The 15,324-nt window shown below is 47.7% G+C and carries 12 protein-coding genes, 1 tRNA gene and 1 pseudogene; 7 read left to right on the top strand and 7 right to left on the bottom strand.

Translation table 11 applies throughout. The features are described from left to right. The first annotated feature begins 2 nt into the window (after positions 1-2). From JKP77_RS14965 to JKP77_RS14955, 3 genes are all read left to right on the top strand, one after another. Positions 3-1,184 (top strand): acetyl-CoA C-acyltransferase, encoded by a 1,182-nt coding sequence (locus JKP77_RS14965; protein WP_218311967.1) that lies wholly within the window; start codon positions 3-5, stop codon positions 1,182-1,184. A 9-nt stretch (positions 1,185-1,193) separates the two neighbouring features. Next, the gene (locus JKP77_RS14960; RefSeq protein ID WP_218311966.1) at positions 1,194-2,993 is read left to right on the top strand and encodes an acyl-CoA dehydrogenase C-terminal domain-containing protein; all 1,800 of its coding nucleotides are present in this window, start codon (positions 1,194-1,196) and stop codon (positions 2,991-2,993) included. Positions 2,994-3,291: 298 nt separating this feature from the next. After that, entirely contained in the window at positions 3,292-4,152 is an 861-nt protein-coding gene (locus tag JKP77_RS14955) for an alpha/beta fold hydrolase (RefSeq protein ID WP_218311965.1), read from the top strand. 94 nt (positions 4,153-4,246) lie between these two features. Here JKP77_RS14955 and JKP77_RS14950 read toward each other — a convergent pair whose 3' ends face one another. The 5 genes from JKP77_RS14950 to JKP77_RS14930 form a co-directional block, all read right to left on the bottom strand. Next, positions 4,247-4,642, bottom strand: a complete 396-nt coding sequence (locus JKP77_RS14950; protein ID WP_218311964.1) for a DUF3718 domain-containing protein — start codon at positions 4,640-4,642, stop codon at positions 4,247-4,249. A gap of 218 nt (positions 4,643-4,860) precedes the next feature. After that, a complete protein-coding gene (locus JKP77_RS14945; protein ID WP_218311963.1) occupies positions 4,861-5,256 on the bottom strand; it encodes a DUF3718 domain-containing protein in 396 nt (131 codons plus the stop codon). 746 nt (positions 5,257-6,002) lie between these two features. Continuing rightward, a complete protein-coding gene (gene nhaC / locus JKP77_RS14940; RefSeq protein WP_218311962.1) occupies positions 6,003-7,490 on the bottom strand; it encodes a Na+/H+ antiporter NhaC in 1,488 nt (495 codons plus the stop codon). Between the two features lie 463 nt (positions 7,491-7,953). Beyond that, positions 7,954-8,346: a DUF3718 domain-containing protein gene (locus JKP77_RS14935; protein ID WP_218311961.1), complete on the bottom strand. Its 393-nt coding sequence runs from the start codon at positions 8,344-8,346 to the stop codon at positions 7,954-7,956. Positions 8,347-8,512: 166 nt separating this feature from the next. Then, positions 8,513-9,415, bottom strand: coding sequence for a LysR family transcriptional regulator (locus tag JKP77_RS14930; protein ID WP_218311960.1), 903 nt, complete (start codon positions 9,413-9,415; stop codon positions 8,513-8,515). Positions 9,416-9,558: 143 nt separating this feature from the next. On the opposite strand from JKP77_RS14930, the gene JKP77_RS14925 reads away from it, so the two are divergent. Next, complete coding sequence (locus JKP77_RS14925; RefSeq protein ID WP_218311959.1) at positions 9,559-10,014, top strand: MaoC family dehydratase; 456 nt, start codon at positions 9,559-9,561, stop codon at positions 10,012-10,014. A gap of 98 nt (positions 10,015-10,112) precedes the next feature. On the opposite strand, the gene JKP77_RS14920 is transcribed toward JKP77_RS14925, so the two are convergent. Both JKP77_RS14920 and JKP77_RS14915 read right to left on the bottom strand, forming a co-directional pair. After that, on the bottom strand, positions 10,113-10,277 hold the full coding sequence (locus JKP77_RS14920; RefSeq protein ID WP_218311958.1) for an entericidin A/B family lipoprotein: 165 nt from the start codon (positions 10,275-10,277) through the stop codon (positions 10,113-10,115). A 26-nt stretch (positions 10,278-10,303) separates the two neighbouring features. After that, positions 10,304-11,293 carry a mechanosensitive ion channel family protein gene (locus tag JKP77_RS14915; protein WP_218311957.1) on the bottom strand — a complete coding sequence of 330 codons (990 nt, stop codon included), beginning with the start codon at positions 11,291-11,293 and terminating at the stop codon, positions 10,304-10,306. Positions 11,294-11,707: 414 nt separating this feature from the next. On the opposite strand from JKP77_RS14915, the pseudogene JKP77_RS14910 reads away from it, so the two are divergent. From JKP77_RS14910 to JKP77_RS14900, 3 genes and pseudogenes are all read left to right on the top strand, one after another. Further along, positions 11,708-14,410 (top strand): annotated as a pseudogene (locus tag JKP77_RS14910) (TonB-dependent receptor domain-containing protein). 193 nt (positions 14,411-14,603) lie between these two features. Next, positions 14,604-14,906 (top strand): 4a-hydroxytetrahydrobiopterin dehydratase, encoded by a 303-nt coding sequence (locus JKP77_RS14905; protein ID WP_218311956.1) that lies wholly within the window; start codon positions 14,604-14,606, stop codon positions 14,904-14,906. Between the two features lie 161 nt (positions 14,907-15,067). Next, positions 15,068-15,144, top strand: a tRNA-Met gene (locus JKP77_RS14900). The last annotated feature ends 180 nt before the right edge of the window (positions 15,145-15,324 follow it).

The following is a 15,324-nucleotide window of genomic DNA, read 5'->3' as shown; positions in this document are numbered from 1 at the left end:
TGATGCGTGATGCAATTATTGTTAGTACAGCAAGATCTCCAATTGGGCGTGCTTATAAAGGCGCGCTTAACAACCTGCCTGCACCGTCGCTAGGCGGACATGCCATTCGTAACGCAGTGGCCCGAGCGGGAGTCGATCCTGCAAAAGTTGATGACGTCATCATGGGCTGCGCGCTAACGCAGGGCAGTGGCGGAATGAATATTGGTCGACTGGCTGCGCTGGCTGGCGATCTGCCGGTGTCCGTAGGTGGTATGACCCTGGACCGCCAGTGCAGTTCCGGTATGTATGCAATTGCAACAGCCGCGAAGCACGTGCGCTGTGGAGAAGCGGATGTCATGGTAGCGGGCGGCCTGGATTCTATTTCGCTGGTGCAGAATAAAAACATGAACACGTTCCGTGCTGCCGATCCGGCATTAATTGCCAAACACAAAGATGTCTATATGCCAATGCTGCAAACCGCCGAAGTGGTAGCAAAGCGTTATAACATCAGCCGCGATGTACAGGACGAATATGGCTATCAAAGCCAGATGCGTACCGCTGCGGCGCAGGAAGCCGGCTTGTTTGACGATGAAATTGTGCCTATCACCACCAATAAGGTGATAGTGAATAAAGAAACCGGTGAAACCAGCGAGCAGGAAGTGACGTTATCGAAAGATGAAGGTAATCGTCCGGAAACGACTCTGGAAGGACTCAACTCACTGAACCCTGTGATAGAGGGCGGGTGTATTACTGCCGGTAACGCCAGTCAGTTGTCTGATGGCGCGAGTGCTTGCGTGATTATGGACGACCATACCGCAGCAGGCTCTAACGCGACGCCACTGGGATTATATCGCGGTATCGCGGTTGCTGGCTGTGAGCCTGATGAGATGGGGATCGGTCCTGTTTTTGCGATCCCAAAATTACTGAAGCAGCACGGCCTGAAAATGGAAGATATCGGGTTGTGGGAACTTAACGAAGCTTTTGCTGTGCAGGTACTTTACTGCCGCGATAAGCTCGGTATTCCTAACGAATTAATGAATGTAAATGGTGGTGCTATTTCCATCGGTCACCCCTACGGAATGAGTGGGGCGAGAATGGTTGGACATGCACTGATTGAAGGTAAACGTCGTGGTGCAAAGTTTGTTGTCTGCACCATGTGTATCGGCGGCGGTATGGGCGCGGCCGGTCTGTTTGAAGTCCTATAGGTATTCACTATGCAAGATTATAAAGCTCCGGTGCGTGACGCGATGTTCGTCACTCAAGAACTCTTCGACTATCAGTCTCATTACGCCAAACTCGGCTTTGACGATGTGTCTGAAGATTTAGTGTCAGCGATTTTTTCAGAAGCGGCTAAGTTTGCTGAAAACAGCCTGGCCCCAATCAACGCCAGCGGCGACAAAGAAGGCTGTAAGTTTGATGACGGTGTAGTAACCACACCGTCTGGTTTTAAAGAGGCTTACAAGCAGTATGTTGAAGGCGGTTGGCCTGGTCTGGCACATCCTGAAGAGTTTGGTGGTCAGGCGCTTCCTTATTCGCTGGGAACAACACTGGCAGAATGGTTCTCTGGCGCTAACCACTCCTGGGCGATGTATCCGGGCTTAAGTCAGGGGTGTATAAAAACGCTGAAAGCACACGGCAGTGACGAGCAAAAGCAGCGCTTTTTGCCGAAACTGATTGAAGGAAGCTGGACGGGCACCATGTGTCTGACCGAAGCGCACTGTGGCTCTGACCTGGGCATGTTGAAATGCCGCGCAGAGCCAGCGGAAGATGGCAGCTATCGTCTGACAGGAACGAAAATTTTCATTTCTGCCGGCGAACACGATATGTCAGACAACATTGTTCATATCGTTATTGCCAGAACACCTGACGCGCCTGAGGGCACGAAAGGAATTTCATTGTTTGTTGTTCCGAAGTTTAACGTATCAGAAGACGGTGAGATTGAAGATCGCAACGCTGTGTCTTGCGGTAGCATCGAACATAAAATGGGTATTAAGGCGAGTGCCACCTGTGTCATTAATTTTGATGGCGCGAAAGGCTATCTGATTGGTGAAGAGAACCGCGGACTGGCGTGCATGTTTACCTTTATGAATATGGCGCGTATAGGTACCGGTCTTGAAGGACTTGCGGCTTCAGAAGCCGCGTTCCAGGGCGCATTGCGTTATGCGAAGGATCGTCTGCAATTTCGCTCACTGACGGGACGAAAAAATCCTGATGCGCCTGCGGATCCGATCATCGTGCATCCGGATGTAAGACGTATGCTGTTAACGCAGAAGGCGTTTGCCGAAGGTAATCGTGCGATGGCGTGTTACTGCATGAAGCTTGTCGATGAAACTCTGTATGGCAGCGATGATACTGCCAAACAGCTGGCTGAAGCGAAGCTCGCGCTGCTGACACCTATCGTGAAAGCATTTTTGACAGAAACCGCGCAGGAAACGACCAGTTATGGTATGCAGGTATATGGCGGGCACGGTTACATTTCCGAATGGGGAATGGAGCAATTGGCACGCGACACCCGTATTTGTACCATGTATGAAGGCACAACCGGTATTCAGGCTATCGACCTGCTGGCACGTAAGATCATGGGGTCAAAAGGCGAGCTGCTTAATGTCTTTGCCCAGGAAGTACGTCAGTATTGCGACAGCTTACGCTCAAACACGAAGTTTAGTGTGTGGACCAATGCACTGACCTCGCATCTGGACGAGTGGCTACAGATAACTCAGGATATCGGCAAGTCTGCGGCGACAAATCCTGATGAGCTGGGCGCAGCGTCAGTGGACTATCTGATGTATTCAGGCTATGTCACAGTAGGTTACTTCTGGTTGCAAATGGCCGTAGTAGCGCAGCAAAAACTGGATGAAGGCAGCACTGAGACAGATTATTATCAGGCTAAGCTTTACACCGCGCAGTTTTACTTTGATCGTTTGCTTACCCGCACGCGGTCACTGGTCTCGGCAATGCAGTCAGGCTCAGATAACCTGATGAACATGTCCGAAGCGATGTTTCAGGTTGAGTAATTACTGATATAAAGATGAAGCCGGGACTTTTCCCGGCTTTTTTTTATGCTCGATTTTGTACTATAAAACCCTCGGTTTAGCTGTATACGCATGAGAACTTGTGTTGCGCATAGCACAACGTCGCTGGAAGTTACCCGGAGTGTTTTGCATAACGTTCAAGTAGCGGCAAGCTCTGTGGAAGTGTCCTGGTGGCAATGCTGCTTAGGTAGATGAGCTTAGCCACCCTGTGTCGAAAACAGTCAGAATTGACAGCATTTAGTCCGTGAATCGTGACAAATAAAAACGAAAGGAGAAAGCCATGGAACGTAATGAATGCATGATTGACGGCAAACCATTGTCGTATCTGATTAGGCAGGCTTCTGAGCCCGGCGGTCCTGTTTGCGTACTGCTTCATGGCTTTCCGGAAGCCGGATTCGCCTGGGAGCAGGTAATCGCACTGCTGCCGGAAACGGCGACCATTATTGCCCCCGATCTGCCAGGGTATGCGAACTCTGAGCCGTTAGATAATGACAGTGATTACGCGGTTCCGGCTCTGGTTGCACGAATGTCGCAATTTATTGAAAAGGTAGCGGGTGACAGACCGGTTACTCTGGTAGGGCATGATTGGGGCGGCGTGATTGCCTGGCCGTTGGCTGCGTTCAATCCAAAGCTGATTAACCGATTAGTGATCCTCAATGCCGCTCATCCCGGCGCATTCTCCCGCGAGTTGCAAAATAATGTGGAGCAGCGTGAGAAAAGTGCCTACATACATACGCTGACAGCGCCCGACGCAGCAAAGAAGCTTATCGACTCTGATTACGCGCTGCTGACCCATATGTTGCGCTCACGTGCACCGGATGAAGAGTATATTGAAAAGCTGAAACAGTCGTGGTCATTACCCGGACGCATCAATGCCATGCTCGCGTATTATCGCATGCTTCCGCAGGCGATCCCCGATAAGGATGAAAGCGTCACGTTGCATATTCCTGATATCCGCATTTCGCAACCCACCAGGTTGCTGTGGGGTAAGAAAGATACCGCATTTTGCCTGCAGGTCACGGAAGCGTTGTCGGCCTGGGTGCCAGACCTCACACTGGAATATCATGATGATGCCAGTCACTGGCTTCACCGGGAGTATCCTGAATGGGTAGCTGTTCGTATTTCAGAAGAAATAAAATAGGCGCCCGAAGGCGCCTGAGGTGTGGTGTTACCCACATACCATGTTGAAAGCGTTCAGCATGGTCGGGACGATTCGCCCCTGCTAACTTAGTAGATTAGATGCGTTCTGAAAGTGCCTGTGCAATCGGATTTGCCTGCATTCCATTTTCATCAATCCATGCCTGAAGTGTTTTACCGTCCGCTTCTGGCGTATTGAGATCAGTTTTAGGCATTTTTTTGATTAGCATCGTGCCCGACTCAACCGCGTTATTCAGCAGTGCAGTGCGGATCAGGCTGTTGCCGTCACAGCTGATACCTGTGTAATAGTCTTTCAGTTTCAGGCGGTAGTCGTTTTCTACGTCACGCATTTTTTTGCGCAGCTCGCCTTTGTCATCAGCCTGAACAATGGTACAGATATTAGCCAGCGCAGATGACACATCCGCTGACGCTGTCGTGGTGTAGCCCAGACCAAGAGTCGCAGCCAGTAAAGAGATTTTCGCAATTTTCAACATGGTAATAATCCTCGACAAAGTCATACCTCATGACTTAACGGTGCGGATTAGACCCGAAGTTTAATTTGCCGGCTATCAGCAGGTTTATACTAAGGTATTAGTATTGATACAGGTGTTGCGGGGAAAAGGGTGTGGCCCCGAGAGGGGCCACGAGTGCGGAGGCGGACTCCGCAACCATGTTGAAATGGTCTCACATGGTGTGAATAGCGTTTTTGTAATTAAATGCGGTCTTTTAGTTCAACTGCGATTGGACTTGACTGATGACCTTGCTCTGCAATCCACGCCTGAAGCGTTTTGCCGTCGGCTTCCGGCTCTTGCAAATCGCGGCTTGGCATTTTCTTAACCAGCAAGGTACCGACTTCTACTGCATTGTTTTCAATTGCAGAGCGGATAAGGCTGTTTCCGTTGCATGAGATACCAGTGTAGTAGTCGTGTAGCTTCAAACGATAGTCTGATTGAACGCGACGCATTTTTTTACGCAGTTCGCCTTTGTCGTCTGCCTGAACGATATTACAGATATTCGCCAGTGCGTCATTGATATTAGCGTGCGCTGCATTAGAGAAAGCCAGAGTAGAAGCTGCGATTACGATAGAAGTTTTAACTATTTTCAACATGGTTAATTTCCTTCGGTTAGTGGTTGTGTTTGTTTGTTCGCAATCTATTCAAGTACAAATGAATATGATGAAAAATAATACATCGTATACTAAGGTATGTTTTTTTATACTCATATTTAGCGCAATAAACGTGCTATTTCGCACTCTGGGTTGAATTTAACCTTTTGTTTTTAAAGGTTTAATTTTTCTAATGTGATTTCCAAAAGAATCAGTTAAGCAATTAAGACTAAAGTTGAATAAAAAAGGATCATTTCGTGTTGAAATCATTATTTTGTGGTTTCTTACTGTTTCCAACAGAAATAATGTCGATAGATATCGATAAAAATGTCGTGTAACAAAGACACCTGCTCGACAGATCGTTCTGTTAGATGCGTTTTACGAATTGATGAGATCCCAATTTACTGGCACTGCCCGCTCAGGTGTTACCTCAATAATAGAATCGTGGTGATTCTGAAGAGAGGACTTTAATCTGTAAAACCCGCTCTCTCAGTTGACAGTGTCCCACTGCATAAACACTGAACAAAGATAAACAAGCTCTGGTAACAACAACCGTAATAGCCATTCGGGTTATAAAAAAGCAATTGCTCAATGGGGGGAGGCACAATTGTCGGACGTGGAGGTGAGCGAGTTTCAAAAGCAACTCGTGGTCATTACGTTTTAAATAAGGGGCTCACTTCTCAGGGTATAGCCAGAAACGCGGTCTGGCTACTACACCCACCGTTGCCGGTGGGTGTATCGGGGATTACCTAATTGGCGACCGGCGTACCATCATCATTAAACTTTGCAATTTCAGCGCCTGATGACTCCCACTCCTTGCGTTCTTCGTCTGTGGCCTTAGGCGAGAACCAACCCATGTAGGCGTAAAAAATGCCTATGACTGGTGCCGTCCAGCATGCAAATGCCAGAGGGATATAGAGCAGGTTTTCTAAACTATCACCAGAAATCCCCAGACCGAGAGCTGATATGACAAAAGCACCACCGGCGTTCCAGGGGATAAGCGGAGACATTAAGGTGCCGCCTTCCTCAATTCCCCGCGATAAATTCAGGGTCGAGTAACCCATGCCGCGGTATACGGGAGAAAACATACGTCCAGGTAATGCGACCGACAGGTAAGGGTCGCCCGCCACCAGGTTGGTTGAAAACGCTGTGCCCACAGCGGCAACCTGTGTTCCGGCAAACGTCCTTGCTTTGCTCTTTATCGAGTTAATAATACTTCGCAGACATCCTGTGGTTTCCAGCGCGCCACCAAAAGCCAGAGCAATGAGCACCAGAGATATGGTCCACATCATAGATTGAATGCCACCACGATTAAGTAAACTGTCTATCTCACTTATGTTTGTTTGAATCGAGTAGCCGTTGTTTGCATAATCAAACACCGCCTGCAGACCTTGACCCTGCGTAATCATGGCGAATGCGCCACCTACCACAACCCCCACAAATAGCGAGGGAAGAGGCGGAAACTTCATCAACGCCAGCACCATTACCACGAGAGCAGGCAGCAATGCCCAGACAGAAATATAGAAATTGTCTTCCAGCGCGTTGGTGATCCCTTCTATTTTTTGGAACGACACACTTTGTGTATCAATCACAAAAAAGCCGACGCCGACATAAATCAGAAACGCGATCAACATGGCGGGAATGGTGGTAGCCATCATATTCTGAATGTGAGAAAACACATCGGTACCCGTCACCGCAGGAGCAAGGTTTGTGGTATCGGAAAGTGGCGAGATTTTATCACCGAAGAACGCGCCGGATACCACTGCCCCGGCCGTCCAGTACATGGGAATATCAAACCCCTCACCGATACCCATCAGCGCCAGGCCGACCGTTCCGACACTTCCCCAGCTTGTGCCCAGAGACACGGATACCACTGCACATATCACCATTCCTGCTGCCAGGAAAATCTCGGGTGATAAGGTTTTTAATCCGTAGTAAATAATGGTGGGCACGGTTCCACTTGCTATCCAGATACCGATAATCATGCCTACGACAATCAGTACGCTGACTGATGGCAATGCCACGTGGATAACTTTGAAAATGCCCGCCCGAATCTCTTCCCACGTAAGACCCAGATATACGCCAACAATGCTGATTAGCGCCACGCCAATTGCCAGAGGAATGTGGGGTTCAAATACGCCGAAGTAAAATATCTGTGTTCCCAGTATAAAAAGTGTCAGAACAACAGGCGTAAGTGCAAGTAAAAGCTTAGGTGTAGCGTGCTGTTCATCTGTCATATTTCTACCTTATATCCGAAACGGTGATGAGGGTGTTCATCAGGCTATAAAGAGCATTTACGATGAGCCGACATCAACCCCGTGATTTATTGTTATACCGGAAGGTAGGTACGTGGCGAGTCGCAGAATAGTTCGGGAAAGCAAGTCGTAAACCAGCCGCGAGGGTAGGGCATGCAGTCTGCTTTGCAGTTCCCTGTAGTGACCGCCTGAAATAAGAGTAAAGACAGACAATCATTTACGGGTGTGTATCGCGCATTTGTGAAAGCGATCGCTGATGATTGCGCTGTTTTGTCACAAACGTAGAGGAGTCTTATTTTACCTTGGGTTTATGTCCAGGGTGCCAGTGTAGATAAAAGGATGGTGACTCGTGGGGCAGATAACGAAGCCGGCTTATCACCGGCTTCTATAACATTCGGTTGCCAGGTAAATTTCTGATAACCTTTTGCTCGCTATAGCAAGCCTGCTACATTCTTTCGTTAATCACCGCTGCCAGCGGACTATCCTGAAGCCCCTGTTCGGTTAACCAGGCCTGTAAGGTTTTTCCATCAGCCTCAGGTGCTGACAGATCTCCGCGTGGCATTTTCTTTACCAGTAGCGTCCCTGTCTCAATAGCATTGTTTAATGCCGCTGTTCGGATAAGGCTGTTGCCACTGCAGCTAACGCCGGAATAGTAGTCTTTTAGCTTCATACGATAGTCTGATTCTACCATTCGCATTTTCTTTCTTAATTCCCCTTTGTCGTCAGCCTGAACAATCGTGCAGATGTTTGCGAGTGCCTGATTCACATCAGCTGCAGCGAAAGGCGAAGCGACAAGGGTTAGCGACAAAAACAGGGGGTATTTAACATTTTTCAACATGATTAATTCCTCTCATACTCCGGCGTTACCTGGCGGCCGGTAGCGCAAGTAAATCGTATGAAAAGTAATCGAAGAATAACCTGAATAATACCGGGGTATTATTTTTTATACCCCGGAGAAGGTAACTGTTTGTGAAAAAATAAATTTTACAAAAACAGGCCTGTCGTTAATGTGGTTTGTAAGCCTTTGCAACTTCCATAATTTGCTCCCGCATCCACATATGTGCGTAATCATGATCGGCACTGACGTGCCAATACAGGTAGTATTCAACAGGAGGAATGTCGAAAGGCATTTCATAAATTGCCAGATCGTAATGCTTGGCCAGATGATAAGGCAGACAAGCTATCAAATCAGTTTTGACAATGGTACTGGGTACAGTCAGAAAATGTTGACCGCGCATCGCGACTTTCCTGCGTTTGCCCATTTTGTCCAGCGCAATATCAATGGGACCTGCACCTGATTTTCGATGCGAAACGTTAATGTGTCCGAGGCGTAAAAATGTATCTACGTCCAATCCGTGCTTCAACGCCGGATGATTCTTTCTGGCCATCACTACGAAGCGATCTTCAGCGATTCTTTCTTTGCAAAGGTGTGGGTCGGTGAAGGTCGATGCATCGGCAAAAAAATCAAGGGTCCCACTCGCCATCGCTGAGACAACCTGGCTTCGGTTAATTTCATAGTTTGTCAGACTAATATTGGGAGCCAGGTTTTGTAACCGGGCCATAAGCCGCGGCATAATGCTAACTTCCAGCAAATCTCTGCTGGCAAAATTGAATGCCTTTTCTGCGGTCAGCGGGTCAAAAGTATGGCTTTCCTGAACGCTTTTACGCAGCAACGCCAGCGCTTGTCTGGCAGGTACGATAATATTCTGCGCGACAGGCGTTGGCGTCATACTATGACCCGTTCTCACAAACAATGGGTCATTCAGCATTTCGCGTAATCGCGCCAGTGAATTACTGACCGCGGGCTGGGTAATACAAAGCACATCTGCGGCTTTGGTTAAACTTCCTGCCGTATAAATGGCGTCGAATACAGCAAAGAGGTTCAGATCAATTCGATTCAGGTTCATGTCTGACAGTCCGTTAGCAGAGCGTTAATGCAACGATAGTGTACGCGTTTTATTTATAAGTTCATATTATTAAAAGTTAATTGAATTATTCAACCAATCAATAGTACATTTTTGTTACGGTTTAATAAACAGAAGAAAATAATATGAAAAGCCTCATAGACTTACAGGTTGGTGATGAACTAATCCAGCCAGATTGGACTGATGTTTCTCAAAATGCGGTGAATCAGTTTGCAGACGCTACCGGCGACCATCAATGGATACATATTGATGTTCCGCGCTGTGAGAAGGAAAGCCCGTTCGGCACGACGATAGCACACGGATTTATGACTGCGTCCATGTTGCCTCAGGCGTTTTCTTCGGTGCTTGGCAGCAGTGAAAAAATTGCGTCCGTTATTAATTACGGAATAGATAATCTGCGTTTTCTTGAGCCTGTCAGGGTAGGCAGTCAGATTCGATTTGCATTTAAAGTGACGGAGCGCACGACAAAGCCATCCGGTACGCTCTTTCATGTATCGGCAACATGTTCGATTAAAGGAAGTGACAAACCCGCGTTGGTAGGTACATTTCTGATGCTCGCAGTCGAGGTGCCGGCTGGCTGATCATACTTTGTTACGGATTGGTATTAGCCCTGGTGCGTCAGTAGAAAATAAAAAAGGCTGCGTACTACGCAGCCTTTTTATAAGCGTATTGAGCAGCCTTAAGATGCGTCGTCAGCTGCATCTTCTACCGCATCACCCGCTGATTCAATATCTTCGCCTGCGCCTTCAATAGTGGCGCAACCTGATGCCAGACTTGCCAAAAATGCCAGCACTAAAACAGTGTAACTTGAACGCAGACGTTTTGTTTTCAATAGTGATTTCATAATTCACTCCATTTGGTTTGATTAAATTAGTTGCTCTCACCTTCAGCGCCATCATCACTGCCGGATGCATCGGCGCTGGAGTTATTCGAGTTGGTATTGCTGTTTTTCGCTTCCGATGTATCACGAACATCAGATAACATGCTGTTTAGCTTTTCCCCGCCTTTGGCGCCAAAATCCAGAGTACGAATAGGGAACGGAATAAGAATGTCGTTTTCTTCTAATACCCGTTTCACGGTTACCACCGCATCGTGTCTTACCTGCATAAAGCCATGATCGCCGGGGTATTTTATCCAGAACCAGACCAGCAGATTTACACCGCTATCGCCAAATGAGGCCGCATACACCGCGGTTTCGTCATGCTTGATGACGTATTTGCGCTCATTCATTGCTTCGACGATGACGTCGGCAGCCTTTTGGGGATCATCCGCATAACTAATCCCCACGGGCACTTCAATGCGGCGGTGCCCCCGAATGCTATAGTTCGTCACAATATTTCTGAACAGGATTTTGTTCGGAATTATTTCCAGTTGACCGTAAAACGTTTCAACTAATGTATTGCGAAGGTTAATTTCTTCTACTTTGCCAAATACCCCTTCCGCTTCGATGACATCACCAATCTGAAAAGGCTTCCTGATGCCCATGGCAATCCCAGCGATCAGGTTTTCGGTCATATCCTGAAATGCAAAACCGATGGCCAGCCCAACTATCCCGGCACCCGCCAGAAGGGAAGTCACCGTGCCCTGAAGACCAACAAAATCCAGCGCGATGAAAATACCGGCGACAGCTATGATGGTTTTAATAATAGAAGTAAGAAGCCCGGCAATCTGCTTAGATTCAAAAGCCCGGCGCATGACCCGGCCTACCACATTACCCACGATTTTAGCCAGAATGCCGAACGCAATGGCAATGAGGATCGCCACTACCAAGTTTGGCAGGTGTTTAATTCCGCTCTCTACCCAACCTTCCAGCTTTTCATTGATGAGTTTGTAAAACTTATCCAGCTCCGGAAAATCCATGCTTCTCCCATCTGAAATTCTTAATCAGCGAGAACGTTTCAAAAACCATACCGGTTTCACAACCTCTTTATTAAGTGCGGGGAGTATTCTAACCTTCTATTTTTAAAAGGCTTTTTGTTTACCGTGTCGTTTGAGAGTGCTATCAGAGAATGTCAGCGGGAAAAATTTACGACCCGTGTCGGCAAGATATTCACGCTACTTTAAACTCAAGTGGTCAGACCATCCGTGTAAATTATATAAACTTATTACTAACAAAAAATTTACAAATCTCAGGGGCCTACATACTATCAGTGTGATGGTGAAAAAATCATCAAACCTAAAAGAAAAGCAAAAACACATACTGGAACAGAGAAGCCTGTCGCTAACAGAGTGATGTGATAGCTGGTAGTGATAAGCTAACAATGGGACTTTACAATGAGACTAAATACCCGCAAAACCGCGCTGGCTGCTTTAATCGGCGCCAGCCTGTTCAGCTATCCTACGTTTACCTTCGCTCAGGAAGAATCAGAACAAGAAGAAAAACAAACCAGAGATATGGAACTTATCCTGGTAACGGGAAGCTTTGTTCGCCGCAGTGAGAATTTTGAATCGCCCTCGCCGCTGGCTGTGGTCGATAGCGTGGCAATAGATGCCATAGGGGCGAAAAACATCGCAGATATAACGCAAACGCTGACAATTAACTCCGGTTCTGAAAATAATCCGGACGCTTTTACCCAAAATGCGACGGCCGGGACGTCAAACATCAACTTACGCGGTCTGGGCGTGGCCTCTACGCTGGTACTTCTTAATAATAAGCGTCAGGTAGTCAATGCGCAGCAAACTAACGAGGGACTTAACTTCGTCGATACCAGCTCACTGGTACCAATGATTGCCATAGATCGTATGGAGGTGGTCAAAGACGGTGCCTCTGCCTTATACGGCTCTGACGCGGTCGCCGGTGTAGTTAACTTTATTACCAAGCGTGATTATGACGGCGCTATGGTCACGATGGATTACCAGGACGGTGCGCACGGTGACAATAAAGAATATGTACTGCAGGGCTTATGGGGGGCATCTAACGACAAAGGTAATGTCATGGCTGCCATCAGTTACACAAATCGTTCGCCACTGTTTATCAGCGATTGAAGACTAAGCCGGCCTCAGGATGATACCAGTGCACTCGGTAATCCTGGCTCATACTTCATTAACGTGCCAGGGGTCGGGGCTTTACCTATTATCGACCCCTATGGGTGTGAAGAATTTGGCGGCTATCCGGATTTGCGTGCACCGAGCGGGACTATCCCTGGTCTTGAAGTAGGATTGTGTGGCTTTGACTTTGGGCCTTACTACTCTTACGTGCCAGATGAGACACGCACTAATGTCTACTCCAAAGCGACTTATGCGCTTTCTGATACACTTACCTGGACAGCTGAATTTGGCTATGCGAGAAACCGCGCAGAGCGTGGCGGTGCCCCCAGCTTCCCTATTCTGACCTCGCCAATTGTACCGGCTTCGCATCCGTACAACCCGTTCGGACAGGACGTGGCGTTCTTTGGCCGCGCAGAAGGTAATGGCTTTGACGGGGATCCGGCAAATACTGAATCGGATACATTCAGATTCAGCACCAATTTACAGGGCGAGTTAGAGAACGGTTTCTGGGAGATCAGTTACACCCGGGCAGTGAATGACTTCCTGTTTATGGTTCCGGATGTACTCAATACTGAATTTCAACTCGCACTTCAGGGCTTTGGTGGTTCGCAATGTAATCCGGTAACCGGGACTGCCGGCGAAGGGGATTGCGAATACTTTAACCCGTTTGCTAACTCTTACACGACAGCACCAAACTCAGACTATGTGGTTAATTCGTTTACGGCGCGTGAGGTTATTGATTCCAAGTCTGATTTGGAAGTGATTGAAGGCTTCGCGTCATTCGATGTGTTTGAAATGGATGCGGGGTTTGCCGCGTTGGCGCTCGGTGCACAGTACCGTGAAGAACAGCTAAGTCAGGATTATGACGAACTGGCCAATCAGGACAGCTTTACCTTTGTCATCGGTAACCCCGATTTTGAAGGATCGCTGGATGTCTGGGCAATCTTTGCCGAACTGGCATTGCCGGTAACCGAAGATCTGGACGTGCAACTGGCCGTTCGTCACGAGGACTACGGCGGCACAATTGGCAGTACGACGGATCCTAAACTGGCATTTTCCTATCGTGCGTCCGATACACTTTCGTTCCGCGGTTCTATTTCTACCTCGTTCCGCGCCCCGACTGTGTTCTTAAGAAACGGTGGCTCTACGTCACTACAACAGCTGGTCGACCCAGTACAACAAGCGCAGGCATTTGTGGCAGTGCGTACCTCGGGTAATGAAAATCTTAAGCCTGAAGAGTCGACGGCCTACAACCTTGGGCTTTCTTTTGAGCCATTCCAGGATCTGTCAATTGAGCTCGACTACTGGAATTTCGAGTTTGAGGATTTGATCATCCAGGAGAATGCGCAGGCAGTACTTAACAGCAACCCGTCAGATCCTGACCGTATTGTGCGTGCAGGTGATCCGGAGACGGGCCCGCTAATTCAGGTTAATAACACCTTCGTAAATGCAAGTTCGCTGGAAACATCGGGCATTGATTTTGTCAGTAGCTATAAGATGGAAACCGATTTGGGTTTCATTACACCCTCAATCAACGCTACTTATGTGACAAAGTACGACCTGGTTGACCCTCAGGCAGGCGCTATCGATGGTGCAGGACGTCGTAATTTCAATAACATTGGGGTGTCATCACCTGAGCTCAGAGTTAACGTAGGATTAAACTGGTCTAACGATATCCATGCAGCGAATATATTTGTTCGGTACATCTCATCATATGACGATGATCAGAACTGTGCAGATGGCACTGCGAACCTTGGCGGCTGTGCTGACGGTTTCTATGAGATTGACAGCCACGTTACAGTCGATGCGCAATACAATGTCGACGTTGGTGCTTTCTTTGATACTGAGCAAAGCTACGTTCTTACATTAGGTGGCATTAACATTTTTGATGAGGAGCCTCCTCAGGTATTTACTAACAGTGGGTTTGACTCAAAAGTGCACGATCCTCGCGGACGCCAGCTGTATGCGAGACTGGCAGTAGAATTCTGATTACCAAATCAGTTTGAAACCAAAGCCCGGTGATGACCGGGCTTTTTTTGTAAACGCAAACTACCAGCTGCTGGTATATGATTTTGGTGTGTCACCTTGCACTGCCGCACAAGCAGAGTACTCTGAGGATGATCTAACTTACCTGCGTTAGCGTTACTACTAACATCGCAGCAATGAAAAAAGGGAGCAAAGAATGACATCACGGTTATCAGAGTCCGAGATACAGGATGCACTGGATTCTTTGAATGCGTCACTTAATGACGATGAAAAATGGTCGCGCGACGGTGACACGATTTCCAAAACATTTACTTTTAAAAGTTTTATTCGTGCGTTTGGCTGGATGAGTCAGATTGCCATTTGGGCGGAAAAGCTCAAACATCATCCTGAATGGTTTAATGTTTATAATCGGGTTGAAGTGACATTAACGACTCACGATGTCGACGGTTTGAGTGAGCTGGATTTTACGCTGGCAGACAAAATGGAAAAATTCCGCTAAATTCGTGCAAAATTACCGCAGGTTGCTGGATTAAACAACAGGTAGTCAAAAAACGGTAATAATTGTGAAAAGACCCCTTGCTAAGGGCAAAACGCTATGTATAATACGCACCACTTGAGAGGCACCACGCAGTAACCTGTAGTCTTTCAAACCAGTTCAGACGCGGGATGGAGCAGTCTGGTAGCTCGTCGGGCTCATAACCCGAAGGTCGTAGGTTCAAATCCTGCTCCCGCAACCAGTTAGAAAATCTGTATAAATCAGATTTTATATAGAAAGCAAATGCTTTCAAAAAGTACAGACAAAGATGTCAGTACTCAGGTAACAATAGCGTTACTTACAATCAGTTCAGACGCGGGATGGAGCAGTCTGGTAGCTCGTCGGGCTCATAACCCGAAGGTCGTAGGTTCAAATCCTGCTC

Source organism: Alteromonas antoniana (assembly GCF_019249295.1).
Classification (GTDB): domain Bacteria; phylum Pseudomonadota; class Gammaproteobacteria; order Enterobacterales; family Alteromonadaceae; genus Alteromonas; species Alteromonas antoniana.
Note: the sequence above shows the minus strand (reverse complement) of the source record. Positions and strands in the feature narration are given on the sequence as shown.